General features: G+C 65.0%; 22 protein-coding genes and 1 pseudogene. 13 read left to right on the top strand and 10 right to left on the bottom strand.

The genetic code is table 11. From position 1 onward, the window contains the following. Positions 1-17 precede the first annotated feature (17 nt). Positions 18-983 (top strand): HAMP domain-containing histidine kinase, encoded by a 966-nt coding sequence (locus LZC94_35075; GenBank protein ID WXB13062.1) that lies wholly within the window; start codon positions 18-20, stop codon positions 981-983. A gap of 605 nt (positions 984-1588) precedes the next feature. On the opposite strand, the gene LZC94_35080 is transcribed toward LZC94_35075, so the two are convergent. The 10 genes and pseudogenes from LZC94_35080 to LZC94_35125 all read right to left on the bottom strand — a co-directional run bounded on the left by LZC94_35080 (position 1589) and on the right by LZC94_35125 (position 10158). Beyond that, positions 1589-1939, bottom strand: coding sequence for a hypothetical protein (locus LZC94_35080; protein WXB13063.1), 351 nt, complete (start codon positions 1937-1939; stop codon positions 1589-1591). A gap of 25 nt (positions 1940-1964) precedes the next feature. Further along, positions 1965-2573 (bottom strand): PA2169 family four-helix-bundle protein, encoded by a 609-nt coding sequence (locus LZC94_35085; GenBank protein ID WXB13064.1) that lies wholly within the window; start codon positions 2571-2573, stop codon positions 1965-1967. Between the two features lie 83 nt (positions 2574-2656). Next, the gene (locus LZC94_35090; GenBank protein WXB13065.1) at positions 2657-3181 is read right to left on the bottom strand and encodes a response regulator; all 525 of its coding nucleotides are present in this window, start codon (positions 3179-3181) and stop codon (positions 2657-2659) included. 177 nt (positions 3182-3358) lie between these two features. Beyond that, a complete protein-coding gene (locus tag LZC94_35095) occupies positions 3359-4741 on the bottom strand; it encodes a sigma-54 dependent transcriptional regulator (GenBank protein ID WXB20286.1) in 1383 nt (460 codons plus the stop codon). 238 nt (positions 4742-4979) lie between these two features. Further along, a complete protein-coding gene (locus LZC94_35100) occupies positions 4980-6206 on the bottom strand; it encodes an ammonium transporter (protein WXB13066.1) in 1227 nt (408 codons plus the stop codon). Between the two features lie 74 nt (positions 6207-6280). Next, positions 6281-7156 carry an alpha/beta fold hydrolase gene (locus LZC94_35105; GenBank protein ID WXB13067.1) on the bottom strand — a complete coding sequence of 292 codons (876 nt, stop codon included), beginning with the start codon at positions 7154-7156 and terminating at the stop codon, positions 6281-6283. Between the two features lie 137 nt (positions 7157-7293). After that, the gene (locus LZC94_35110; protein ID WXB13068.1) at positions 7294-7857 is read right to left on the bottom strand and encodes a hypothetical protein; all 564 of its coding nucleotides are present in this window, start codon (positions 7855-7857) and stop codon (positions 7294-7296) included. Between the two features lie 573 nt (positions 7858-8430). Next, positions 8431-9600, bottom strand: coding sequence for a thiolase family protein (locus LZC94_35115; GenBank protein ID WXB13069.1), 1170 nt, complete (start codon positions 9598-9600; stop codon positions 8431-8433). 168 nt (positions 9601-9768) lie between these two features. Then, on the bottom strand, positions 9769-9957 hold the full coding sequence (locus LZC94_35120) for a hypothetical protein (GenBank protein WXB20379.1): 189 nt from the start codon (positions 9955-9957) through the stop codon (positions 9769-9771). Between the two features lie 177 nt (positions 9958-10134). Next, positions 10135-10158 (bottom strand): annotated as a pseudogene (locus tag LZC94_35125) (hypothetical protein). Positions 10159-10784: 626 nt separating this feature from the next. On the opposite strand from LZC94_35125, the gene cyoE reads away from it, so the two are divergent. The 12 genes from cyoE (at position 10785) to LZC94_35185 (ending at position 25617) form a co-directional block, all read left to right on the top strand. Further along, positions 10785-11660: a heme o synthase gene (gene cyoE / locus LZC94_35130; protein ID WXB20287.1), complete on the top strand. Its 876-nt coding sequence runs from the start codon at positions 10785-10787 to the stop codon at positions 11658-11660. Positions 11661-12171: 511 nt separating this feature from the next. Beyond that, a complete protein-coding gene (locus tag LZC94_35135; protein ID WXB13070.1) occupies positions 12172-12801 on the top strand; it encodes a cytochrome c family protein in 630 nt (209 codons plus the stop codon). Beyond that, positions 12798-16181 carry a TAT-variant-translocated molybdopterin oxidoreductase gene (locus LZC94_35140; GenBank protein ID WXB13071.1) on the top strand — a complete coding sequence of 1128 codons (3384 nt, stop codon included), beginning with the start codon at positions 12798-12800 and terminating at the stop codon, positions 16179-16181. The genes LZC94_35135 and LZC94_35140 overlap by 4 nt, the downstream gene beginning before the upstream one ends. A 73-nt stretch (positions 16182-16254) precedes the next feature. After that, positions 16255-17691: a polysulfide reductase NrfD gene (gene nrfD, locus LZC94_35145; protein ID WXB13072.1), complete on the top strand. Its 1437-nt coding sequence runs from the start codon at positions 16255-16257 to the stop codon at positions 17689-17691. 13 nt (positions 17692-17704) lie between these two features. Then, entirely contained in the window at positions 17705-18607 is a 903-nt protein-coding gene (locus LZC94_35150) for a DUF3341 domain-containing protein (GenBank protein WXB13073.1), read from the top strand. Beyond that, positions 18607-19221, top strand: coding sequence for a cytochrome c (locus LZC94_35155; protein ID WXB13074.1), 615 nt, complete (start codon positions 18607-18609; stop codon positions 19219-19221). The genes LZC94_35150 and LZC94_35155 overlap by 1 nt, the downstream gene beginning before the upstream one ends. Further along, positions 19218-20738 carry a hypothetical protein gene (locus LZC94_35160; GenBank protein WXB13075.1) on the top strand — a complete coding sequence of 507 codons (1521 nt, stop codon included), beginning with the start codon at positions 19218-19220 and terminating at the stop codon, positions 20736-20738. Before LZC94_35155 ends, LZC94_35160 begins: the two co-directional genes overlap by 4 nt. 52 nt (positions 20739-20790) lie before the next feature. Continuing rightward, positions 20791-21303, top strand: coding sequence for a hypothetical protein (locus LZC94_35165; GenBank protein ID WXB13076.1), 513 nt, complete (start codon positions 20791-20793; stop codon positions 21301-21303). Positions 21304-21358: 55 nt separating this feature from the next. After that, positions 21359-22246, top strand: a complete 888-nt coding sequence (locus tag LZC94_35170) for an SCO family protein (protein WXB13077.1) — start codon at positions 21359-21361, stop codon at positions 22244-22246. A 2-nt stretch (positions 22247-22248) separates the two neighbouring features. Beyond that, on the top strand, positions 22249-23184 hold the full coding sequence (gene coxB, locus LZC94_35175; GenBank protein ID WXB13078.1) for a cytochrome c oxidase subunit II: 936 nt from the start codon (positions 22249-22251) through the stop codon (positions 23182-23184). Positions 23185-23200: 16 nt separating this feature from the next. Next, positions 23201-24853 (top strand): cbb3-type cytochrome c oxidase subunit I, encoded by a 1653-nt coding sequence (locus LZC94_35180; GenBank protein ID WXB13079.1) that lies wholly within the window; start codon positions 23201-23203, stop codon positions 24851-24853. Then, positions 24850-25617: a cytochrome c oxidase subunit 3 family protein gene (locus LZC94_35185; protein ID WXB13080.1), complete on the top strand. Its 768-nt coding sequence runs from the start codon at positions 24850-24852 to the stop codon at positions 25615-25617. The genes LZC94_35180 and LZC94_35185 overlap by 4 nt, the downstream gene beginning before the upstream one ends.

Below are 25617 nucleotides of genomic sequence, written 5' to 3' on the forward strand. Positions count from 1 at the left end.
TCGTCGAAGCTGGAACCGTGGATGAGCTTCTAGCTCATGTCAAATCCAATCACGGCGCCACCGTCATCCTCGGCCCCACCGTGGACGATCCCGAAGCCCTCGCGCAACGAATCCGCGTCGCGGACCCTCGCGCCGCGGTCATCCTGTCGCTGCCCACGACCAGCGCTTCGAGCGCTTCGAGCGCTTCGAGCGCTTCGAGCATGTCCGGCGGCGGCGGCGGGCCGGCGCCCGAGGTTGTGCGCGGGGAGACGGTGGTGGAGAAGGAGCTGGCGCGCAAGGTGGAGGAGCTCTCGCACCTGCAGCGCTCGCAGACGAACCTCCTCTCCATGGTGGCTCACGACATTCGCGCCCCGCTGGGCGTCATCGTGGGGGCCATCAACGAGCTGTCGCACCAAGACGTGGGTGAGTTGAACGACGAGCAGAAATTCCTGCTCACCCTTGTCCGCCGCAGCGTCGAGCGGCTCACGCGCCTCGCCTCGAACCTGGTGTTCCTGGGGCGCATGGAATCGGGCCGGGTGGAGCTGAAGAAGCGCCGCGCCGATCTGCGCGCGCCGGTTCGCTCGGTGGCCGACGACATCCGCCGCATCGACGCGGGGACGAGCATCGAGCTCACGGTCGAAGCGCCCGAGGCACCCGTCGAAGCCGTGGTGGACGGCGATCGCTTCGTACAGGTCCTCACCAACCTGCTCTCGAACGCCGTTCGCTTCGCCAAAAAGACGGTGCGGGTCGCGCTCACGGCCACGGAGACCCACGTCGAGCTCACCGTAGAGGACGACGGTCCGGGCGTCCCCGAGAACGCCATCGCACAAATCTTCGAGCGCTTCTCGCGCCTCGACGCACCCAAGAGCGGGACGGGGCTGGGCCTCGCCATCGTCCGCGGAATCGTCGACGCGCACACGGGAACCGTACGCGCCGAAAACCTGCAACATACGAATCCAAAAACGACAGGCGCACGTTTTACCGTACGCCTGCCGCGTGAATAACCGCGTCGTGTCGCATGCGACCCGATCCAGAACGACAGGCGCACACCGCGCGCCTGCCGCCTGAATTGAATCGCGTCGAGGTCGACGTGCGCCCCGATCCAAACGACAGGCGCACGTTTCACCGCGCGCCTGCCGCCTGAATGAATCGCGTCGAGGTCGCGTGCGCCCCGACCCAAACGACAGGCGCACGTTTCACCGCGCGCCTGCCGCCTGAATGAATCGCGTCGAGGTCGCGCACGACCGACCCACAAACGACAGGCGCACGTTTCACCGCGCGCCTGCCGCCTGAATGAATCGCGTCGAGGTCGCGCACCATCGACCCAAAACGACAGGCGCACGTTTCACCGCGCGCCTGCCGCCTGAACGAGTCGGTCGAGGTCGCGCACGACCGACCCAAAAACGACAGGCGCACGTTGTACCGTACGCCCGCCGCGTGAATGAATCGCGTCGAGGTCGCGCACGACCGACCCAAAAAGACAGGCGCACGTTTCACCGCGCGCCCGCCTGAACGAGTCGGTCGAGGTCGCGTGCGACCCCGCGAGCCGGGCGCAGGGCCCGGACCGTAGTGTTTAGCGTGGCGGTGAAGGCATTTTGCGACCTTCGACTTAGGTGGTCTTGATGGCGCCGTTGCGCGCGACGTCGTCGAGGGCGCGCGCCGCGTGGTGGGTGCGCTCGCTCAACTCTTGCCGCGCGTGGCGCACGCCTTGGTTGATCTCGTTCTTCACGGAGCGCACGCCCTCGCCGATTTTCCTGCGGGCATCGGCGGGGGCCACGGGGCTCGCGAGCATACTCACCCCCGCTCCGACGACCATTCCAGCGCCGAAGATGCCCACGATGGTCATCACGTGCTCGAAGGTGCTCTTGCGGCGAGCGAGTCCAACGCGGCTCAGGAGAGAGTCGGTATCGAGATGATCGGTGGCCGACGAGACGGCGTTGATTACTTTCGCGAACTTCATGAGAGGCTCCTTTCTGAAAGTCGGTTCAAGAACGAAGCGCGTGCTTTTGCCGGAGCGCGCGCACCCGATCGTGCGATCGACTGATGGCCGAATATTGACGTTCGACCAACGCTTTGACCTCGCCCCCGAGGTCGAGCGTGAGCACACGCGCATAACGCTTTCGCGCGTTCTGCTCGGCGCGCTCGACCTCGCGGAGCACGGCATAATCTTCTCGAACGGCCATCGCCGTTTTGACGTTCATCCACGCTTGCAAGAGCGCCCCTTCGAGCGTGCCTTGGCTCTCGGGCGTGCCGCCCAGCAGCACCACGTGGGCTTGCAGCTCGCGCGCAAAGTACGTGCGCTCCTGCGAGTGTTGCACGAAGAGCGCCTTGTAGTCCGGATCCAAGGCCTCGCCAGCGGCGAGCGAGAACATGCGCGCCCCATCGAGGGTCACCTCGATGAGACCGTTGAGCACCAGAACGAGCGTCTGCGGATCTTGCGAATCGAGCGCCTCCGAGGGCGCGGCGTCCATCTCGGGCTCGATCGCGGCCACGGGCTCGGATGATTCGAGCAAAACAGCCCCCGCAGGCGGCGCCGCGCCCGGTGGAGGTACCTTGCCCGTATCGTTCACTGTTTGATCGCTGGTCGGATTCATGGCCGGACTACCGCTTCCATTCTCCCCCCGACGAGCGCGATGCGTGATGCGAGACACTCACGACCCGAAGTGACCGTAAGAAGTCAAGATCCAGCCTTTGCAGTGGCTGTGCCATTTTCCTGTCCGGCGATGCGAACGACGAGGTCGCGAAGCACCGCAAAGTCGAAAGGTTTGTGCACCATGGCGGCGGCGCCCAAGTCGCGCGCGAGCACGTCCATGTTGTCGTCGCCTACGGCGCTGACGAGCACGATGGGTACGCTCGACTCGAGATCGCGAAGCTTCTCGATCACGCCAAAGCCCGATACGCGGGGCATCATGAGATCGGTCACGATGACATCCGGCGGGTGCTGTCCATCGTACATATCGAGCAGCTCTTCGCCGTTTTGAGCTTCCAGCACCTCGAAGCCTGCCCTGCGGATCACGCTCGCCAAAAGGCGGCGGTGATCGGCGTCGTCATCGGCGATGATCGCTCGCTTTGGCGGCCCGACCCGTAGCTTCTCTATCTTGTCTCTGTCTCTCTCCCTACGAGACTCGGCAGCACGACGAGTCGTTAATTTCGCTGACGAGGCGCGCATTGCGGCGACCGAGATGCAGTCGACGTGCCGCAAAAAAACTGCGCAAACGACTCCCTATTAGCGAGCGTTGCGTGGCGATTCGCCCCATCCGTTCCAAAACGTCTCTATCGGCCGAGCGGGGGCGCGCCCGCTCGGGTTCCACTCTTCATGGCCGGGCCACGACCTTCTCGTCGCCCGGCCGGTTACGTCGTCGCTCGGCGCTCGTGGCGCCTATTCTCGTGCTTCCTTTTTTCCTTCCGCCACGCCGCAGCGTTCGAGCTTGCGGTACAAGGTCCGGCGGTCGAAGCCCAAGACTTGGGCGGCCATGGTTTTGTTGCCGCCGACCGCCTCGAGCACGCGCAAGATGTAGCGGCGCTCCACCTCGTCCATCGGAAGCAGCTCCGACGGATCCTCGGTCTCCACGATGACGCGCGACGACTTGAAGTCGCGGATCTTCTCGGGGAGATCGTCGACGCCGATTTGGTCGTAGCGAGCCAGGGCGACGGCGCGCTCCACGCAGTTTTGCAGCTCGCGCACATTGCCCGGCCACGGGTAGCTGAGAAGCTTGTCGGCCGCGCCGCTCGACATGCCTTTCACCTTGGAGCGCCCGGCCGCGGAGTAGCGCTCGATGAAGTGCTGCGCGAGCAAGAGGACGTCGCTGCCGCGCGAGCGGAGCGGCGGCACGTTGATGCGCACCACGTTGATTCGATAAAAGAGGTCTTCGCGGAAGCGCTTCTCCTCGACCTCGGTCTCCAGATCACGGTTGGTGGCCGCCACGATGCGCGCGTCGAACGGGACCTCGACGTCGCCGCCGACGGGGCGCACGGTGCGCTCTTGCAGCGCGCGTAGCAGCTTGGCTTGCATGCCCATCGGCATCTCGCCGATCTCGTCGAGGAACAAGGTGCCGCCCTGCGCTTTGACGAACAGACCGGGCCGGGCCTGGCGCGCATCGGTGAAGGCGCCACGCGTGTGGCCAAACAGTTCGCTCTCGAGCAGGGTCTCGGGCATGGCCGCGCAGTTGATGGCCACGAAGGGGCCCCGATTGCGCGGGCTGCGTTTGTGGAGCGCGCGCGCGACGAGCTCCTTGCCGGTGCCGCTCTCCCCCGTGATGAGCACGGTGGTGTCGCTGTCGGCGACCCGGTCCAGCAAGTCGTACGCTTTTTCCATGGCCGAGCTCTGGCCGATGATGTCGTCGAACTTGCTCGAGTCGTCGACGGCACGGCGCAGGCGCTTGACCTCTTCGCGGAGCGCGCGATGGCGAAGCGCGCGCTCCAAGGTGAGCGCGATGTCGTCCATTTCGAAGGGCTTGGTCACGAAGTCGTACGCGCCCGCGCGGATGGCCGCCACGGCGGTCTCCATGCTGCCGAACGCGGTCATCACGACCACGGGAATGTCCTCTCGGTTCTCGGCAATTTGGCGGCAAAGGTCCACGCCGCTCATGCCTTGCATGTTCAAGTCGGTCACGACTACGTCGAAGTCTTGATCGCCGAGGAGACGAAGTCCTTCATCGGGCGAGGTGCGCCAGGCCACCTCGAAGTCGCGCCGTCTGAGCGCGCTGTCGAGGATCTCGCACATGCTGCGATCGTCATCGATGATAAGAATTCGCCCCTGCACCGGATCGCTCCGGACCGGAAGAGACGTAGGCGCTCCGTTCGGGATGATTTGTGTCATGGCTTACCCGTTCGATGCTGGGCACGCTGTTGCGTTTCTGTAATCCTTGCAGTTTCCCTCCGCACAGTTTGCCATTGAGCAAGGGTATCGCAAACTTAGAGTGTGTCAGCCGCAATCGCCCCTGTTGGGGGCCGAGGCAAATTTCACCCGCACAACGGCTGACCCTTTCATTCTCGCAACGTTATCCCGCATATGCGTCCTCTCCGTGCTGGGTGCTGTCCAAACCCTCGCGCTCGTCGGTCGCGGAGACCCGGATGCCCATCGCTCGGTCGATGACCTTGAGCAAGACCCACGTAACCCCGGCCGCATAGACGCCCGACACCAGGCAGGCGACGAGCTGGACCAGAAAGGGCCGCACCTCGCCGAACAGGAGCCCATCGGCCCCGTCGGGATTGTACGCCGTCTGCGCGAAGACGCCGGTGAGAAGTGCACCGGTGAAGCCGCCGACCCCGTGAACGCCGAACGCATCGAGCGAGTCGTCGTAGCCGTATTTGTACTTTGCAAGCACCCCGAGGTAGCAGACGAGCCCCGCCGCAAAGCCGATGACGATGGCGGCCCAAGGCGCCACGAAGCCCGCCGCCGGCGTGATGGCCACCAGGCCCGCGACCAACCCCGAGGCCACGCCGAGGGCCGTGGGCTTTCCGCGGTGCCACCACTCCACGAAGAGCCAGCCAAGCGCGCCGCCTGCCGCGCCGAGGTGGGTGACGAGAAATGCGAGGGCGGCCAGCGGGGTCGATTTGAGGGCGCTTCCGGCGTTGAAGCCGAACCAGCCGAACCAAAGGAGGCCCGCGCCCGTGAGGGTCATGGTCAAATTGTGCGGCAGCGGACGCTCTTGCGGGTACTTGAGGCGCGGCCCGAGGACGAGCGCGCAGACCAGCGCGGAGGCGCCCGCGGTGAGGTGCACCACGGTGCCGCCGGCAAAGTCGAGCGCGTGCAGCTCGAAGAGCCAGCCGCCGGTGGCCCACACCCAGTGCGCGACCGGAACATAGACGAGGGTGGACCACGCGATGATGAAGACGACATAGGCCGAGAACTTCATGCGCTCGGCCACCGCGCCCGAGATGAGCGCCGGCGTGATGGCCGCGAACATCATTTGAAACGCGATGAACGCGTAGCTCGGAACGGTATCGTGCAAGGTGCCGACGGTGCCGCGGAGGCCGATGAAGTCGAAACCACCGATGATGCCGCCGTGGCTCGAGCCGAACGCGAACGAGTAGCCGTAGAGCACCCACACGATGCTGAGCACCGGCAGCGCCGCCAGCGAGTGCATCAAGGTGGAGAGCACGTTCTTCCGGCGGACCATGCCGCCGTAGAAGAGCGCCAGCGCGGGGATCATCAAGAGGACCAACGCGGAGCTGACGAGCAACCACGCCGTGTCGCCCGCGCTCATGGAGTCAGGTGCGCTCATGCTCCAACGATGTAACGGGCACGCTGTTTCCTAGAGGTTTCGACCCGGCAATCGCCCGCGCTCCCGGCGACGAGTCAGCTCGGCCGCAAAAAGCGGACGATGGCGGAGTGCACCTCGTCCGGCTTTTCTTCGGGGAGCCAATGGGAGGCGTCGGGGAAGCGCTGCACGTCGAAGCTCTCGACATAGCGATCGAGCCCGTCGAGCAGACCGGTGCCCAGCGCTACGTCCTTTTCACCCCAGAGCACCAACGTCGGGCGCTTGATGATCGGGAGGCGGCCGCGGTATCGGGCGCTGGCGCGGTAGTAGTTCACCATGGCGCGCGCGGCGCCGGGCTGCCGGATGGCATGGGTGTACGTGTCGATTTCGTCGTCGGAGAAGACGCCGGGCCCGGACAGGCGAAACAGTCGGGGCAAGGTGCCTTTGAGCGCCAGCACCCGCTCGGGCAGGAACGGGAGCTGAAATGCGAAGACGTACCAAGAGCGTTTGCGTTGCGCCTGGCTCTTGAGGAGCGCGCGCGTATACGCGTCGGGGTGCGGGCCGTTGAGGATCACCAGGCGATCCACGACGTCCGGCCGCAGGGCCGCGACATAGAACGCGACGACCGCGCCCCAATCGTGCCCCACGAGATGAACCTTCTCGTATCCGAGCGATCGCACCAACGCGCTCACGTCGTCGACGAGGCGCGGGGGCGCGTAGTCGGAGACGGACTTCGGCTTGTCCGAGGCGCCGTAGCCGCGCATGTCAGGGGCGATGGCGCGAAAGCCCGCATTGGCGAGCATGGGCAGATGCTTTCGCCACGTGTGCGAGTTCTGCGGAAAGCCGTGAAGCAAAACGACGGGAGGCCCCTCCCCGCGGGACTTCACCGAAAGGGTCACCCCGGAGTCGAGCGCGATCCTTCGCTCTTCCAAGGGGAAACGCTGCTCGCCCAGGTGTCCGCTGCTTGTCGCCATGCGACAAGATTGACGCGTCTTGGCAGACGCCTCAAGACAAACGAAACGTGGGGCAATGATCGCTCATTGCCCCACATGAAAGGAGTTATCTTCTCAAAATCGCCTTCGCTGGAGCTCCAGCGACGACGATCGCCGAATTACTTCTTCGGCTTCTCGCCGGCCTTCGGCTTCTCGGTGTGGGCCGCGCCCTTGGCCGGAGCGGCTGCCGGGGGCTTGGCAACGAGCCACGCGTAAGCAACGAGGGCTGCTTCGCGCTTCGCAGCGGAGCTGCCGCCGTCGACCTTGGCGATCGTGTCGGCCTTCTTGGCCTTCGGCTTGGTGTGCGTGATGGTGCCGTCGTCGTTGACGGTGATCTTGGCGCCATCGTCGCTCGCCAGCTCATCGCCCGCGCCGAACTTCAGGCCGGCCGGGGCGGTGCCGCCGGAGACCGAGCCGTCCTTCGAGACGGAGAGGAGCGTGGTGCCCGAGGCATCCTGGACGCTGTCGCCGGACACCTTGCCAACCGGCTTGCTGTCGGCCGTGATCGACCCGTCGGCCGCCACTTCGATTGCCTTAACCTTGCCACCCTTCGGGGTGATCTTGAGCGCCGAGACGCTGATCGCCGGGGGTTCGGGGGCCGGGGGAGGAGGAGGAGGCTCCGGCGGGGCGGGCGGCGGCGTCGCGGCAACCGGCTCCGGAGCGGGAGGCGGCGGGGCGGGCACAGCCTCCTCTTGAGTCTTAGGGGGGGGAGCTTCGTCGCCGCCGCAGGCCGAAATTCCCATCGCAAGTGCCGCAAGAGCGGCGAGAACCGTGAGAGTGCTGGCTCGCATGCGGGGGGACCCTAACAGCCTCCGCGAATCGAAACAATAATAGATGCTTTGCAAACGCATTTTCATGCGTAAGGGTTGCAAGGTTCAGCTCATATCCCTCCTCAACCGAAAAATTCATCGGCAACGTTGCCCAAATCCGGCCACCTACACGCAACTTTGCTTTTACGAAGCGTGCGACGAAAAGGGGCTTGCGTTGCGTGCAGTCGAATGATGGGGCGCTGAGGATACGACGCACGGTACGTGCATTATACATGCAAGAGAAACGATGCGGGGGCGGGGGGCGATCGCGCACGCTCATCGCGCACGGCGCATGCGCCCATTCACCGCGCGCCTGTTCATCGCTCACCCGCCCCATTCATCCGGCACGCGCCCGTCCACATCGCGCGCCCGCCGTCCACATCGCGCGCCCCGCCGGTCCAGCGCGCACGCGCGAGCGCGTACCGTGCTCGTTAGCTTGCTAACTCGCTAGCTCGATAGTGTGACAGCAATGCCTTGCCCCACCCCGATGCAAGCAGCTGCAAGCCCATGTCGTTTGCCGGTGGTGCGCAATTCGTGGGCCACGGTTCCGACCAAGCGAGCGCCAGAGCATCCAAGGGGATGTCCGAGCGCAATTGCGCCACCATTGGGATTTACCTTGGTCGGATCGAGGTCGGGCCAGGACGCGAGGCAGGCGAGGACTTGGGCGGCGAAGGCTTCGTTGATTTCCACCACGTCGAGATCCGAGGCGACAATTCCGCCTCTCTTGAGTGCGCGCTGTGACGCTTCTACCGGTCCCAGTCCAAAGAGTTGGGGCTCCAATGCGCTGACGGCTACCGAACGAACGCGTGCCAACGGGGTGAGATCGAGCTCCCGCGCCGCGCGCTCGGACGTTAAGAGGAGGGCCGCTGCGCCGTCGTTCAGTCCTGATGAATTTCCCGCGGTCACCGTGCCCTTGGCGCGAAAGACCGGACGCAATTTCGCCAACTTATCGACGTTGGTGTCGGCGCGAATCGGTTCGTCGCGCAGAAGCTCCCAGGGGCCGCGCACCACTTCGAGCGCGAAACGACCGCTCTCCCAGGCTTGGTGCGCGCGCCGGTGGCTCTCGGCCGCGAAGGCATCCTGCGCCGAACGCTCGATCGCGTACTTCTCGGCGAGGATCTCGGCCCCCTCGCCCATGGAGACGGTCCACTCGGCAGGCATCGCAGGGTTGACCATGCGCCAGCCCAGGCGCGTACTAAAGGAGGGCAGCTCACGCGGAAATGCATCTTCTGGGGCAGGAATGACGAACGGCGCCCGCGACATGGATTCCACGCCGCCCGCGATGCACACATCGGCTTCGCCGAGCGCGATCGCTCGGTAGGCCGAGATCACGGCCTCCATTCCAGAGCCGCACAGGCGATTCACCGTTGCTGCTGGAACGGTCACGGGAAGACCCGAGAGCAACACGGCCATTCGGCCCACGTTGCGATTGTCCTCACCCGCGCCGTTCGCGGTGCCCGCGTAAACCTCGTCGAGCTTCTCGCCAAGGCGCGGGTGGCGCTCCGAAAGAACGCGGAATACGGCGGCCAACAGATCGTCGGGACGAACCTTGGCGAGCCCGCCACCCAACCGCCCCAAGGGAGTTCGCACGGCGTCTACCACGAAGACTTCAGCCATGGTTCACATGTATACCGCCAAGGACGGGTCACGCGGTAGACCACGCCCGTCAGGTCGGGGCGCGCTGGGCGTCACCTCCCGCAAACGCGCGAATTCGTTTCAAAAAAAAAAGCCGCGACGCGCATGGGAGCGCGCCGCGGCGGCGATACGTGATCGCAAGGGAGGTGCTTACGAGGCGCGGCGTTGGGCTTCCCCCGCGGCGCCTTCCTGCTGAATGACGCGCTCGGGTTCCGTCTTGGGCGAGGCTTCTTCGACCTCCTCGTTCTGCGTGGCGAGAACTTCGCCTTCCACAGGGGTGGCTGCCTTCATCTTACCTTCGCTCTGCGGCTGCTGCTGTTGACGGCGGGCTTCTTCCATGCGGCGCCGGTGTCCAGCGCCGCGAGCCTCGCCCCCACGGCGACCAATTTCGGCCATGTGGGCGCGATTCTGACTAACCGCGACCCCCCCTTTGCGACCGGCTGCGCGGGCTTCGTCGCTTGTAAACTCGTGAGCGCTCCCACGTTCGTGCGCAGCTTTTCCCCCCTGGCGTGCGATTTGGCGCTGGCGCTCCGGATCCATACTTCCAAAGCCGCGCTTCTTGGTTGCAGGGTTCGTATCGTTACTAGGCATGACTTCACTCCATCTGAATCTGACTGCTGGTAGGGTCCACCCCAACGCAAGTGCAGAGTGCGTGCCGGCGTCGAGGGGGGCTTTCTGCGCACCCAACAATCCGAATGCTTGTGGCATTTCGCGACCGTTGTAGCGATCGCGAGAGTCAGCGGAATTTTCAGGCGCGCTCATCACCCGCAGAATCTGCGCCCAAACCCATCGTTGGGTCGTCTTGGATCATGTGCGATCCAGCCTAATTCGTGGCTGGTCGCGAAGCGGGCTGCAGATTGTGCGTGCCACGCGTTACCGTGCACGAGGGGCAGGATGGCGCGTCATTCAAGCTTGGTAGACTGATCAAGCGGCGCCTGTTCGACCGGATGCGCCATACGGTCGCGCGCGTTTTGCGCGATTGCGCACTCAAGGGCAATATTCCGGAAAGTTGTGTGCTTTGTATAAAAAGAAGTTAAGGCCGGTTTCCCGCGGAGTGAGCTCTCCGAGGCCCGCACGCTTGACTGGTCTTGCCGACTTTCTTATACGGCGGTCTCGCTTCGACCCCTCCGATGAGCCCATCTTTCTCCCTCCCCGAGTCCGACCGTCTGGCGTCTGGCGCCACCACGCGCCCGAAGCTGGCGGATTTCATTGCACTCACCAAGCCGCGGATAACGCTGATGGTCCTCATCACGGCCGCAGGAGGGATGTGCCTCGCGCCACCGCACGTCTCTGCCGTCACCTTGGTGATGATGCTCGTCGGTACGGCGCTGATCGTATCGGGCGCGAACGCGCTCAATATGTATCTGGAGCGCGACATCGACCGAAAGATGGATCGCACGCGCAAGCGTCCCCTCCCCTCGGGACGCATGTCGGCCAAAACCGCGCTTTGGTTCGGCGTTACGATATCGGTCCTCTCCGTGCCGATTTTAGCGATCGGCGTCAATGCCGTAACGGCACTTTTGGGTGTGCTCGCGAATGTGAGCTACGTGCTCGGATACACACCGCTCAAACAACGCTCGCACGTTGCGTTGTTCGTCGGCGCCGTGCCCGGGGCCATTCCGCCGCTCATGGGGTGGACCGCAGCAACCGCGCATTGTGATCCGGGTGGGTTGGCACTTTTTGCGGTGCTCTTTTTCTGGCAGATTCCGCACTTCCTGGCCATTGCTCTCTTTCGGAAGGAAGACTATGCGCGCGCGGGCCTCTTCGTGATGCCCAATGTGCTCGGCGTCGGTGCAACGAAACAGAGCATCATCAGCCACACCGGCGCGCTGATCGCGTCCACGCTGTTGATCTTTCCACTGGGCATCGCGGGACGCGCCTATCTGATTACTGCCTTCGTCCTCGGGTGCGTCTTTCTCGGCTGGGCGTCGTATGGCCTCCGCGAGCGCGCAGGAAACCGCTGGGCGCGATCGTTGTTCTTTTACAGCATCGCCTACCTGGTGCTGCTCTTCGTCGCACTGGCGGCGGACGCGCGCGTCTAGAATCGATTTTCGTACCTCGATCACGACCCGCCCTTCATCGAGGGTGGGTCGTTTCGTTTTGTACGCCGCATGCACATCGTGCCGCGGTGCGTGGTGACTTTGTCTCATCAGGGCGAGGCAACGACGATCCGGGGTGTGCGAACCACCGCAGCCCGGTGAGGGCCCGCACATCGACGCGCCGTTCGAAGGACGACCGCGCGCAACGCGAGGGCGCGGTGCACGGGGAGGACTGGTCTTACTGGTATGATCGGGATGTCCTTGTTCCCCATGCGGAAAGGTCATCCTTCCGAGCTCTCCCACGGCCTATTGAAAGTCGTTTTCAGCAGGAAACCGCCATCTGCAAGTGGTTTGCCGCATTTGAAGCACGGATGCGGTTCTGGCCTTGTGCGGCATGGGGTCCGTCTCCTATAAGGACGCCGCAACTTGCCCGCGGCGGGCATGCGGCCTCCGGCCCGACGGTAACGGTCCGAGGGCCTTACGACCCGTTTCCGCCTGCTCCTAGGCCACGCGAATGCAAATCTTCCCCCGGTCGCTCAACAAGCTCCCCCTCCTCGCCGGTATCGGTACCATCGGCCTGCTCGGGAGCGTGGTTTTCGTTTTTTGGTACTACTTCTCGCCGAAGAACCTGCAGGTCGGCTATGCGCCGCTCCAGCCGGTTCCGTACAGCCATAAGCTGCACGCGGGACAGCTCGGTATCGATTGTCGCTACTGTCACGCGAATATCGAACGCGCGGCCCACGCGATGATTCCCCCCACCCAGACGTGCATGGGTTGCCACTCGGTCGTGAAGACCGAGAGCGCGCGCCTCGCGAACGTTCGCGCGAGCTGGGACACGGGGAAGGCCATCGAGTGGGTCAAGGTGCACAAGCTGCCGGAGCACACGTTCTTCGACCACAGCGCGCACCTCACCGCCGGCGTTGGATGCGTGACCTGCCACGGTCGCATCGACGAGATGGAGACGGTCCGCCTCGATAAGCCGATCAGCATGGGGTGGTGCCTCGAGTGCCACCGCGATCCGACGCCGAACCTCCGGCCTCGCGATCAAGTCACGAACATGGATTGGCGGCCCGACCAAGCCCCCGCCGGCTGGCAACCGCCCAACGTGAATCCCCCCAAGCACTGCTCAGGGTGCCACCGATGAAACGCAAGCCGTACACCTTCCAAGACATCAGCGCGTCGGCTGATGATACGTCGGGCGCCGCTGCGCCAGGTTCCGGTGCAAAAGTTTTCTGGAAGAGCATCGAGGAGAAGAACGCTCCCGATCATCTTCAGTCGATGAAGGAGGCCGAGTTCCCGTTCGGCCTCGCGAAGATGGCCGAAAAGGCCAAGAACGAAGGCGATGACGCGCCGGTGTTCTCCGTCGACCGTCGAAACTTCCTCAAGTTCGGCAGCGCGGCCGCTGCGCTCTTCGGCTTGGAGGGCTGCGTACGCCGCCCGGTCGAAAAGCTCATGCCGTACACGCGCGCGCCGGAGCAGGTGATCCCCGGTATCTCGAACCACTACGCGTCGGTCCTGAATCGCCGCGGAGAGGCGCTGGGCGTCCTCGTGGAGAGCCACGAGGGGCGCCCGACGAAGATCGAAGGCAACCCGGATCACCCCTCGAGCCGCGGCGGCACGGACCTGATCGCGCAAGCGGCCATCTGGGATCTGTACGACCCCGATCGCTCGACGAGCCCGAAGAACGCTTCGGCCGACGCCAAATGGGAGCAGTTCCAGGCTTACTTCGCGTCGACCTTGAAGGCCCACGAGGGTGACCAAGGCGCGCGCCTTCGCGTGCTGGCGGAGCCGACCAACTCGCCCACCTTCGTTCGCCTTCGCGACGCGGTTCGTGCGCGCTTTCCGCAAGCGCGTTTTCACACGTACACGCCCGTCGATGACGCCAACGCGCGCGAGGGTGCGCGCATCGCGTTCGGTCAGCCGCTCAACGCGCTGTACGACTACGCGCGCGCCAAGGTGATCGTGTCGCTCGAGTCGGACTTCCTCGAGACCGAGCCGGGCACCGTTCGCGCCACGCGCCTCTTCGGCGAGGGCCGGCGCGTTCGCTCGCCGGGCGACACGATGAGCCGCCTTTATGTCATCGAGTCGACGCATAGCCTCACGGGGTCCAACGCAGACCACCGCCTGCGTCTTCCCTCGGGTGACATCGAACGTTACGCGCGCGCGCTCGCCAAGGAGCTCGCGTTGGCCGGCGTCGATCTCGGCCCCGTGGCCGGCGCGCTCGGCCAAAGCGATGCTTCGGGCATTCCGGAGAAGTGGCTCAAGGTCGTCGCCAAGGAGCTCGCGGCCAACCGCGGTCGCGCGGTCGTGGTCGTCGGCTCGCGCCAGCCGGCCAGCGTGCACGCGCTCGCGCACGCGCTGAACCGCGCGCTCGGCTCCGTGGGTCAGACGGTGCACTACGCGCCGGTCGCCGACGCGCAGGAGAAGGACGCCACCGGCGACCTTCGCTCGCTCGGTACGGACCTCGAGGCGGGGAAGGTCGACACCTTGCTCGTCCTCGGCGGCAACCCGGTCTACGACGCGCCGGCCGACGTGAAGTTCGCCGATCGTCTGGCAAAGGCGAAGAACACGATTCACCTCTCGACCCACGTCAACGAGACCAGCGAGAAATGCGCGTGGCACCTGCCGAAGGCGCACGAGCTCGAGGCGTGGGGCGATCAGCGCTCGCTCGACGGCACGTGGAGCATTCAGCAGCCGCTGATCCTCCCGCTCCACGGCGGCAAGAGCGAGATCGAAGTCCTCGCCTGGATGGTCCCCGAGCTGGCGAACAAGAAGGCGTACGACCTCGTGCGCGACACGATGAAATCCGCGCCTTCGCTGTCGAACACCGCCGCGCTCGCGGCCGTCGCGCCCGAAGGCGTTGCCCCCGCAGCGCCGGCAGCAGCTGCTGCGGCGGCACCTGGAGCGCCCGCGGCCCCCGGGGCGGCGCGCCTCCACGTCAATGGCCCGGTCCCCCCCGCAGCAGGAGCGGCCCGCGCCGGCGCAGCGGGTGGCGGCGCGGTGAGGCTCACGGCGGCCAGCACCTTGGCCCCCGTTGTCCCTGCGGCGGGCGCACCCGCGGCGGCGGCCCCGGTCGCAGCGCCCGCGGTTCCCGCGCCGTCGGCGTTCGAGTTCGAGCGCCAGTGGAAGACGGCCCTGCAGAAGGGCATCATCGGCGGCAGCGCGCCCGCGGCGTTCACGCCGTCGGACGTGCGCGCGGCCGACATCGCGGCGGAGCTCTCGAAGGCCCCCGCGAAGCGCGCGCCCGCCACGGCGCAGGCCGTGGAGGTCGTGTTCCTCCCCTGCCCCAAGCTCCACGACGGTCGCCACGCGAACAACCCGTGGCTGCTCGAGCTGCCGGACCCGATGACCAAGATCGTCTGGGACAACGCGGCGCTCATCTCGCCCAAGACGGCGTCCGAGCTGGGCATCAAGAACGGCGACGTCATCGAGCTCTCGCGCGAGGGCGCGAGCATCACCATCCCCGCGTGGATCCTCGCCGGGCAAGCCGACAACTCGATCGGTCTGCGCCTCGGCTGGGGTCGTCCGAAGCCCGGCCGCTACGGCAAGGAGCACGGCTTCAACGTCAACGCGCTGCGCACCAGCGACTCTCTGGGCTTCGCCTCGGGTGTCACCGTTCGCAAGACGGGCACCACCCACGAGATCACGCAGACCCAGGATCACGACTCGATGGAAGGCCGCCCGGTCGCCATCGACACGACCCTCGAAGAGTACCGCTCCAACCCGAGCTTCACGCAGTACCGAAGCACCAACCCGAGGACGCTCCCGCTCTGGAACAAGCAGGACTACTCCAAGGGCCACCAGTGGGGCATGTCGATCGACTTGAACCAGTGCACGGGCTGCAACGCGTGCGTCATCGCCTGCCAGGCGGAGAACAACATCCCCACCGTCGGCAAGACCCAGGTCGGCCGCGGCCGCGAGATGCACTGGCTGCGCATCGACCGCTACTTCGTCGGCAACGACGTGGCCGATCCGCAGGTGGCGGTGCAGCCGCTCATGTGCGTGCACTGCGAAGAGGCGCCGTGCGAGAACGTCTGCCCCGTCAACGCCACGGAGCACAGCCCCGAAGGGCTGAACGACATGGCTTACAACCGCTGCATCGGCACGCGCTACTGCGCGAACAACTGCCCGTACAAGGTTCGTAAGTTCAACTACCTCGAGTTCCAGGGCGACCCGCTCTACGGCGACATGCCGGAGACGGTGAAGATGCAGTTCAACCCGAACGTCACCGTCCGCATGCGCGGCGTGATGGAGAAATGCACGTACTGCGTGCAGCGCATCCAGGAAGCCAAGATCGCCGAGAAGCGAAACGGCAAGCCGATGCGCGACGGGGCCTTCACCACGGCGTGCGCGCAGGCGTGCCCCGCGGGCGGCATCGTCTTCGGCGACCTGAACGACCCCAAGTCGCGGGTGGCCGAGCTCCGCAAGCGTGACCGCAGCTACGCCCTCCTGGCCGACCTCGGCACGCACCCCCGCACCACCTACCTGGGCAAAATCCGCAATCCGAACAAGGACATGGCCTGACCTGACCCGTTAGCCCGTTAGCTCAGGTCCCCGAGTTCCCGTACCCCGACCCATCGTTACCCCGGAATCCCATATGGCTTCGTACAAGCTCCCCATCAAGGAAATCGGCGAAATCCCGCTGGTGCGCGAGGGCGAAACGTTCGCAACCATCACCGAGCGCGTCGCGCGCGTGACGGAGACCAAGGCGCCGCGCGCCTGGTGGATCGCCCTCGGCTTGGCGGCGACCATGACGATCGTCCTGTTCTCCATGGTCGGCTTCCTGTTTTGGCAGGGCGTCGGCGTGTGGGGAAACAACTCTCCCGTCTACTGGGGTTGGGACATCACCAACTTCGTCTGGTGGATCGGTATCGGTCACGCCGGCACCCTGATCAGCGCCGTCTTGTTCCTCTTCCGGCAGAAGTGGCGCACGTCGATCAACCGGTTCGCGGAGGCGATGACGATCTTCGCCGTCATCTGCGCCTTGCTGTACCCGGGCATCCACGTCGGCCGCGCGTGGGTCGCGTATTACATGTTCCCGCTGCCGAACCAGATGAGCATCTGGCCGAACTTCAAGAGCCCGCTCATCTGGGACGTGTTCGCGGTCAGCACCTACTTCACGGTGTCGCTCCTCTTCTGGTACGTCGGCCTCATCCCGGACCTCGCGACCCTCCGCGATCGCTCGGAGACCAAGATCCGCCGCACGGTCTACGGCGCGCTCGCCCTCGGCTGGCGCGGCTCGAACCGTCACTGGCAGAACTACGAGCGCGCGTACTTGATCCTGGCCGCGCTCTCCACGCCGCTGGTGCTCTCGGTGCACAGCGTCGTTTCGTTCGACTTCGCGACCTCGGTCATGCCGGGCTGGCACACGACGATCTTCCCGCCGTACTTCGTCGCGGGCGCCGTCTTCAGCGGGTTCGCCATGGTCATGTCGCTGATGCTCGTCTGCCGTATCGTGTACGGCGTGCGCAGCATCGTGACGATGCAGCACCTCGAGCTGATGAACAAGATCATGCTCGTGACGGGTTCCCTCGTCGGTTACGCGTACGCGATGGAGTTCTTCATCGCCTGGTACAGCGGCAACCCGTACGAGCGCTTCACATTCATCAACCGCGCCACCGGGCCGTACGCCTGGGCGTACTGGACGATGATCACGTGCAACGTCATCTCGCCGCAGCTGTTCTGGTCCAAGCGCCTGCGCACCAACATCCCCGTGATGTTCGTAGTGTCGATCGTCATCAACATCGGCATGTGGTTCGAGCGCTTCGTCATCATCGCGACCTCGCTGCACCGCGACTTCGTCCCGGCCTCCTGGGGCTACTTCCGCCCGACGGCGGTCGACATCTGCACCTACGCTGGGACGCTCGGCCTGTTCATGACGTTGTTCCTTCTGTTCATCCGCTGGGTCCCGATGATCGCCATCGCCGAGGTCAAGGGCGTGCTCCCCGAAGCCGACCCGCACCACGGTGACGACCACGGTCACGAAGGTTCCCACGAAGAAGCGGCGGACGCCGCGCTGGCGCCGGCAGAGTAAGGCGGGTGTGAAAATGAGTGACGACGATCAGCGCAACAAGAAGACGTTGAAAGAAGGCCTCGGACGGCAAGAGCGCGATCGCGCCGAGAACGAGAGCACCAAAGGCAACGTGCCCGAGGCGCCTTTCTCCGAGCGTGACGCCGCCGTCCTCGCGGACAAGTACCAGGATCACGAGGGAGCCGTGCCCATGGCGCACACGCCGCACGGGGGGGAAGACATCGACCACGAGGCCAAGCCGGTGCCGCGGGCGGACTCCGACGACGAGGAGCCGGTCGCCACCTACAAGAAGATCGACGCGCACGACCGCGAGTCGGGCCACCACCGCGGCCCCGGGCGCAAAGACGAGACCCCGCGCGCGCGCGCCCTGCGCCCCAAGATGCGGCCCGCTCTTCTGCTCGCCGAGTACCGCACGCCGGGCGACTGTCTGCACGCCGCCGAGAAGCTCCGCGACGCGGGCTACACGAAGTTCGATGCGCACACGCCGTTCCCCGTTCACGGGATGGATCGCGCGATGGGCCTGCCCGACTCGAAGCTCGGATGGATCGTCCTCTGCTGCGGCCTCACCGGAACGACCTTGGCGTTCACGATGATGCACTGGATGAACAACATCGACTACCCGATCGTCATCGGCGGAAAGCCGCCGAGCATCGCCAGCATCCCGTCGATGATCCCCATCATGTTCGAGCTGACGATCCTCTTGTCGGCGTTCGGCGCGGTGTTCGGGATGTTCCACCTGAATCGCCTCCCCCGCCACCACCACCCGGTGTTCGAGTCCGACCGCTTCCGGGCCTTCTCCGACGACAAGTTCTTCCTGTCGGTCGAGGTGGAGGATCCCAAGTTCAAGCTCGAGCGCACGCGCGAATTGCTCGACAAGACGCACCCGTCGCACGTCGAGCTCGTCGAGGAGGAAGTTTGATGCGTCCCCTGGCTTCATACGCATGCTCCGCCGCGTTGGCGGTGTCGTGCCTGGTCGGACTTTCGGGCTGCCGCGGCGAGACATCGCGCGAGACGCCGATCGTTCCGATCCGCAACATGTACTTTCAGGCCCGCTACAACATGCAGAACGAGAGCGAGTTCTTCGAGGATCGCCGCACCATGCGGGCGCCCGTCGAAGGCGCGGTCGCGCGCGAGGAAGAGGTCGACCCGCGCGTCGCCCGCGGGCGCACGGAGGACGACTCGGCCTACGTGGCCGTGATCCCGAACGAGATGATCGCGCGCCACGGTGGGATGGAGCCGCTGGTCAAGCGCGGGCAGGATCGCTTCAACATCTACTGCACCCCGTGCCACGACAAGACGGGCGCGGGCGACGGGATGATCGTCAAGCACGGCATGCTGAAGCCGCCCTCCTTCCACCAGGATCGCCTGCGCCACGCGCCGGACGGGCAGATCTTCGCGACCATCTCCAACGGCGTGCGCAACATGCCGGCCTATGGTCCCCAGCTTCCGGTCGACGACCGCTGGGCCATCACCGCCTACGTGCGCGCGCTCCAGCTTAGCCAGGCACCGATCGCCGCGGAGACGAAGCCGTGACGCAAGAGAACGATAAGAAGAAAGCCTCCGCCGAGGAAGCCCAGCGCTCGACCCGTCCTTCCATCGCCAAGAAGAAGGCCCAGGAGGGCGGCGTCGATCCGCACCGCATCCCGAGCGGCAGCTCGTGGGACGGCGCTTGGAAGATCGCCGCCGCCGTGGGCGCCGTCGGCCTCTTGCTCTCCGCCTTCGGCTACGCGGGCAACGGCAAGCGCTTCGCCTTCTCGTACCTCTTCGGCTTCGAGGTGATCCTCACGGTCGCCCTGGGCTCGATCTTCTTCGTGCTGATGCAGCACCTGACCAGCGCCGGCTGGAGCATCACCGTGCGGCGCATCTCGGAGTTCTTCGCGGTGGGCGCCGTCTCGCTCATCGTGCTCTTCGCGCCGGTGTGGCTGCTGAAGGAGCAGATCTTCCCCTGGCTGGGTCATCATGGTGAGCACGGCGCCGAGACGTCCACCACGCACACCACCGGCGCCGACCTCGACGAGCACGCCGCGCAAGCGGAGCATGGCGCAGAGCCGGCGCAGGGCGCGCACGGATCCTCGACGCACACGGGTGCGGGCACGGGCGCGGGCGATGGTCATGGCGCCGGCAACGGTCATGGCGCAGGGGCCCACGGCGCGGCGATCGGCGCCCACGGCGGTGCAGCGTTCCCGCAGGGCGATCCGCATGAGCTGGCGGAGGAGAAGGTCCTCGAGGCGAAGAAGCCGTACCTCAACTCCGGGTTCTTCTCGCTTCGCGCGATTGTCTACCTGCTGGTGTGGGCCTTCCTCGGCTGGAAGCTCTTCCGCTACTCGGTCGACCAGGACACCACGAAGGATCCGAAGCTCACGGTGGGCGTGCAGCGCTTCGCGCCGATTGCGACGATCCTCTTCGCCCTGACCCTGACCTTCGCGGGCTTCGACTGGATCATGTCCCTCGATCCCTCGTGGTTCTCGACGATCTTCGGCGTCTACTGCTTCGCCGGCTCGGTGCTCGCCGGACTCACCACCCTCATCCTGACGACCCAGGCGCTGCGCCGGTCAGGTCTGCTTCGGAAAGAGATCAATACCGAGCACTACCACGACCTGGGCAAGCTCACCTTCGGCTTTCTGGTGTTTTGGGCATACATCGGCTTCTCACAGTTCATGCTGATTTGGTATGCCGCGTTGCCAGAAGAGACGACCTTCTTCCACCACCGCTGGGACCACGGTCCGTGGTCCGGGGTCAGCCTTCTGCTCGTGTTCGCCCACTTCGTCTTCCCGTTCTTCTTGCTGCTCTCCCGCAACACCAAGCGAAAGCTCCAGCTCATGACCTTCGGTGCGGCGTGGGTGCTCCTGATGCACGTCATCGATATCTACTGGCTGGTGATGCCGAACGTGGGACAAGATGACTTCGCCTTTCACTGGCTCGACGTGACGTGCCTCCTCGGCATCGGCGGCGTCTACCTCGCGGTGGTCTTCTATGTCATGCGCAAGCATCGGCTGATTCCGGTGGGGGATCCGCGACTGCTCCGCGCCATCCACTTCGAGAACGCATAGGTCTCCGGACGGGCGCAGCCCTCGCGCCCGCTATCCACGCAGAGGTTTTCTCATGGCTACCGACAACAGCCCCCCGCGAACCCGACTCATCCTCGTCATGGCCGTGGCCACTGCGGTGACGCTCTTCGTCCTGAAGTTCATCCTCGATTCGTACTTCACCACCATGTGGGAAGGTGAAGCCAACGCGAAGATCCCGCCCGCGCTCGAGCTCGCGAAGCTTCACGAAGAAGAGAACAAGAAGCTGACGGGGAGCCCCATTCCCATCGACAAGGCGATCTCGGAGCTCGCGTCCAAGGGCCGTGAGTCCTCGGCCCTGATCGCTCCCCAGCCGTCCTCGGACGATGGGCCGCTGGTCGGTTCGTCTCTTCTCGCGAAGAAGGGCGGCTCGGCGGCTGCAAGCCCCGAGTCGGCGGCGCCCGCGCAGGATGCCTCCACCACGACGACCACGGCCGCCCCCGCGAACGCCAACAAGGGCGATGCGGGAGCTCCTCATGCGGGAGGCGCTGCTGGCGGCGCGACCGGTGGCGCTGCTCCCGGCGCAGCCGACGCCGGCCACCCCCACTGAGCTCTGCGACACAAAGCCGCTCCCGAAAGAATCTTTCGCATCTACGAAGTACCCCATGAATCTACGTTCTCTACTCCTCGCCAGTCTGCTCTCGCTCGGTGCCCTCGTGGGCCCCGGTGGCGGCGTGGCGCATGCCGAGCGTGACAACACGCCGAAGGAGCTGAAACACGTGGGGGTCGACGAGCACCTCGACGGTCAGCTGCCGCTCGATGCGACGTTTCGCAACGAGAACGGCGCCATGGTGCGCTTGGGCGACTACTTCAAAGGCGAGCGCCCCGCCCTCTTCATCCTCGCGTACCACTCGTGCCCGGTCATCTGCGGCATGATTCAGCACGCAGCCGCCACCGCCATGAAGGAAGTTCCGTGGTCGGTGGGCAAAGAGTACGACCTGGTGGTCGTCAGCATCGACCCGCGCGACACGCCGGAGACGGCCACGAAGAAGAAGGCCTCGATCGCCGGAGCCTACGGCCGCCAAGGAGCCGAGGCGGGGATGCACTACCTGGTCGGCGACAAGCAGCAGATCGACAGGGTCACGACGGCGGTCGGATTTCAGTACGAGTACGACGAGCGGCAGCAGCAGTACGCGCACCCGGCCGTCGTGATGCTCGTGAAGCCCAATGGGCAGATGGCCCGGTATCTCTACGGGCTGGAGTACGACCCCAAGGACGTTCGCCTCGGCCTCCTGGAGGCGTCGAACGGGCGCTCGATCAGCACGATCGAGAAGGTCATCCTCTACTGCTACCACTACGACCCCCAGGATGGAAAATACAGCCTGATGGCGACGCGCGTGATGCAACTCTCGGGTTTCGTCACGGTGCTCGTCCTCGGGAGCTTTCTCGGCGTCATGTGGACGCGTGAGCGTCGGCGGAAGAAAGCCGAGGACACGCGTCTGCCTCAAGAACGCGACGCCTACCAGCGCCGCTCAGCGGTCACGGAGAACTAAGCGTGGTCAGTCCCGACAATTTCCAACTACCCGAGCAGCTCTCGACCGGCGCCGCCGAGGTCGACGACCTCTACATGTTCGTCTACTGGTTCAGCGTCATCTTCACCGCGGTCATCGTGGCGGTGATGCTGTACTGCATCGTGAAGTTCCGCCGGCGCCCTGGGGTGAAGGCGGAGCCCGTCGGACATAATCTGGTCCTCGAGCTCGTGTGGACGTTCGGTCCGGTCATCTTCATCGCCATCTTGTTCCACCTCGGGTTCAAGGTGTACGTGCACAACGCCGTCGCCGCCGAAAACGCGATGGAAATCCGGGTGCGCGGCCGCCAGTGGCTCTGGGAGTTCGAGTACCCGAACGGTACCCGTGAGAACAACGAGCTCACGATCCCGCTGAACCAGCCGGTGAAGTTCATCCTCTCGTCGGACGACGTGATCCACAGCTTCTATGTGCCGGGCGCGCGCTGGAAGCGTGACGCGGTGCCGGGCATGTACACGAACATCTCGTTCACGCCGACCAAGCTCGGGAACATGCAGGTCTTCTGCGCCGAGTACTGCGGTACGAGCCACTCGGGCATGCTGGCGATGATCCACGTCGTCACGCCGGAGGACTTCCAGAAGCACCTCGACTCCGCGGACAAAGCCCCCGAGGGCAAGAAGCCCGAAGAGTGGGGAGCCGAGCTCTACAAGAAGAACGCGTGCAACACGTGCCACTCGATCGATGGCTCGAAGATGCCTGGGCCGACCTGGAAGGGCCTGTGGGGCAAGACCGAGAGCCTGGCGGACGGGTCCACGGTCGTAGTCGACGAAAACTACGTCAAAGAGTCCATTCTCAAGCCGCAAGCCAAAATTGCCGCAGGATTTACCACCGCGCAGATGCCGCCGTTTACGCTCAAGGATGCGCAAATCGACGCGATCATCGCCTACATGAAGACGCTGAAGTAGCGTACTGAGGACAGTCATGGGAGCCGCCACAACCACCGTCCCTAGAGCTCAGGCCCACCACCCCGATCCGAACGAGAATTATCTCAAAGCGGAGCGCGGGATCATGTCGTGGATCTACACGCTCGATCACAAGCGCATCGGGGTCATGTACCTCGTGTCGGTCCTCCTCGCCTTTTTGATAGGAGGAATCTTCGCTCTCGCCGTGCGTCTCGAGCTGTTCTCGCGCGGCAAGACCATCATGGACGCCGACGCCTACAATCGGACGTTCACCTTGCACGGCGTGGTGATGGTGTTCCTCTTCATCATCCCGTCGGTGCCGGCCGCGCTCGGAAACTTCATCCTGCCCATTCAGCTCGGCGCGAAGGACGTCGCCTTCCCCCGGCTGAACCTGATGTCGTATTACATCTACGTCTTCGGCGCCTGCTTCGCCCTCTACAGCATGGTGAACGGCGCGGTCGACACGGGGTGGACGTTCTACACGCCCTACAGCATGCGCACGACGTCGGCGGTCATCCCGATGGTGCTCGGCGCCTTCATCATGGGCTTCTCGTCGATCCTCACGGGCGTGAACTTCATCGCCACCGTGCACAAGCTGCGCGCGCCCGGGCAGACGTGGACCAAGCTGCCGCTGTTCATCTGGGGCCTCTACGCGACCAGCATCATCCAGGTGCTCGCGACCCCGGTGCTCGCCATCACGTTGCTCCTGCTCTGCCTCGAGCGCTTCTTGGGCCTCGGCATCTTCGACCCGAAGCTCGGCGGTGACCCCGTCCTCTTCCAGCACTTCTTCTGGTTCTACTCGCACCCCGCGGTCTACATCATGATCGTGCCGGGCATGGCGGTGGTGAACGAGATCATCGCGACCTTCAGCCGCCGCGCCATCGTCGGCTACATGTTCGTCGCCATGAGCTCCCTGGCGCTCGCCCTCCTGGGCTTCCTCGTGTGGGGCCACCACCTGTTCGTCAGCGGCATGAGCGAGTACGCCACCATGGTGTTCTCGGCCCTGACCTTCCTCGTGGCCATCCCGTCCGGCGTGAAGGTCTTCAACTGGGTGGCGACGCTCTACAAGGGCTCGATTCGGCTCGAGTCGCCGATGCTGTACGCCCTGTCGTTCATCTTCCTCTTCACCATCGGCGGTCTGACGGGTCTGTTCCTCGGCGTGCTCGCCATCGACGTGCACCTGCACGACACGTACTTCGTCGTCGCGCACTTCCACTACGTCATGGTGGGCGGCACGGTGATGGGCTTCGTCGGCGGCCTGCACTACTGGTGGCCGAAGATCACCGGCAAGCTCTTCAACGAGGGCGTGGCGAAGGTGGCCTGGGCGCTGGTGTTCATCGGCTTCAACGTGACCTTCATCGCGCAGTTCATCATGGGCTCGCGCGGGATGCCGCGCCGCTACTACGACTACCTCCCCGAGTACGAGATCTTCCACAAGGTGTCGACCATCGGCTCGTGGATCCTGGGCCTCGGCTTCCTGACCATGGCCGTCATGTTCGTGGCTTCGCTGATAAAGGGCCAGAAGTCGACGCGTAACCCGTGGGGTTCGGCCGCGCTCGAGTGGCAGACGCCCACGCCGCCTCCCCTCGCGAACTTCATCAAGGTGCCGACCATCACGCGCGGCCCGTACGACTATCACTTGGCCACCGAAGAGGAGTTGTCCGAGAAATGAGCACAGCAGCCAGCCACGCCGAGCCGGCGCGTCCTCACGGGGACTCGCACCATGCTGGTGAGCCAGGACACGACGAAGAGCATCACGGGCCGGCCTGGCTCGCCCACCACTTCGATACGCCCGCGCAGCAGTTCGACGCGGCGAAGCTCGGGATGTGGGCCTTCTTGGCGCAGGAGCTCCTGTTCTTCAGCGGCGTGTTCGTCGCGTACGGGATCTTCCGCAGCTGGTACCCCGAGGCGTTCAGCGGTGCGTCGCACCAGCTCGATCGCGTGATGGGCGCGAGCAACACGATCGTGCTCCTCTTCAGCAGCTGGACGGCGGCCATGTCGGTGCGCTCGTCGCAGCTGGGGAAGAAGGCGCAGACGTCGGGTTACCTGATCGTCACCATCGCGTGTGCGTTCATCTTCTTGGTCGTCAAGTACTTCGAGTACCAGCACAAGTTCCACGCGGGTCTCCTGCCCGGCAAGTTCTTCGGGCACCCCGTGGACGGCGGTCTCTTCGGCGCGATCCCTGCGGGCCACGGCCACGTGCCGCACCTGCCGGCCAAGGCGCACATCTTCTTCTCCCTGTACTTCGTGATGACCGGCATTCACGCGATCCACGTCATCGTGGGCATCGGCGTGATGTTCTGGATCCTGAAGCGGAACGCGTCCGGGGAGTTCTCCAAGGAGTTCTTCACTCCGGTCGATCTGGTCGCCCTCTACTGGCACCTCGTCGACTTGATCTGGATCTATCTCTTTCCGCTTCTCTATCTAATCGACTGA

The organism is Sorangiineae bacterium MSr11954, assembly GCA_037157815.1.
GTDB classification, from domain to species: Bacteria; Myxococcota_A; Polyangia; order Polyangiales; family Polyangiaceae; genus Pendulispora; species Pendulispora albinea.

What these genes read in the sequence shown, in the direction of transcription:
- LZC94_35105 (WXB13067.1), bottom strand. Translation starts at nt 7,156, where the DNA reads ATGGCGACAAGCAGCGGACACCTGGGCGAGCAGCGTTTCCCCTTGGAA.
- LZC94_35180 (WXB13079.1), top strand. Translation starts at nt 23,201, where the DNA reads ATGGGAGCCGCCACAACCACCGTCCCTAGAGCTCAGGCCCACCACCCC.
- LZC94_35120 (WXB20379.1), bottom strand. Translation starts at nt 9,957, where the DNA reads ATGGAAGAAGCCCGCCGTCAACAGCAGCAGCCGCAGAGCGAAGGTAAG.
- LZC94_35135 (WXB13070.1), top strand. Translation starts at nt 12,172, where the DNA reads ATGCAAATCTTCCCCCGGTCGCTCAACAAGCTCCCCCTCCTCGCCGGT.
- LZC94_35155 (WXB13074.1), top strand. Translation starts at nt 18,607, where the DNA reads ATGCGTCCCCTGGCTTCATACGCATGCTCCGCCGCGTTGGCGGTGTCG.
- LZC94_35115 (WXB13069.1), bottom strand. Translation starts at nt 9,600, where the DNA reads ATGGCTGAAGTCTTCGTGGTAGACGCCGTGCGAACTCCCTTGGGGCGG.
- LZC94_35085 (WXB13064.1), bottom strand. Translation starts at nt 2,573, where the DNA reads ATGAATCCGACCAGCGATCAAACAGTGAACGATACGGGCAAGGTACCT.
- LZC94_35100 (WXB13066.1), bottom strand. Translation starts at nt 6,206, where the DNA reads ATGAGCGCACCTGACTCCATGAGCGCGGGCGACACGGCGTGGTTGCTC.
- LZC94_35165 (WXB13076.1), top strand. Translation starts at nt 20,791, where the DNA reads ATGGCTACCGACAACAGCCCCCCGCGAACCCGACTCATCCTCGTCATG.
- nrfD (WXB13072.1), top strand. Translation starts at nt 16,255, where the DNA reads ATGGCTTCGTACAAGCTCCCCATCAAGGAAATCGGCGAAATCCCGCTG.
- LZC94_35150 (WXB13073.1), top strand. Translation starts at nt 17,705, where the DNA reads ATGAGTGACGACGATCAGCGCAACAAGAAGACGTTGAAAGAAGGCCTC.
- LZC94_35080 (WXB13063.1), bottom strand. Translation starts at nt 1,939, where the DNA reads ATGAAGTTCGCGAAAGTAATCAACGCCGTCTCGTCGGCCACCGATCAT.
- LZC94_35140 (WXB13071.1), top strand. Translation starts at nt 12,798, where the DNA reads ATGAAACGCAAGCCGTACACCTTCCAAGACATCAGCGCGTCGGCTGAT.
- LZC94_35185 (WXB13080.1), top strand. Translation starts at nt 24,850, where the DNA reads ATGAGCACAGCAGCCAGCCACGCCGAGCCGGCGCGTCCTCACGGGGAC.
- LZC94_35170 (WXB13077.1), top strand. Translation starts at nt 21,359, where the DNA reads ATGAATCTACGTTCTCTACTCCTCGCCAGTCTGCTCTCGCTCGGTGCC.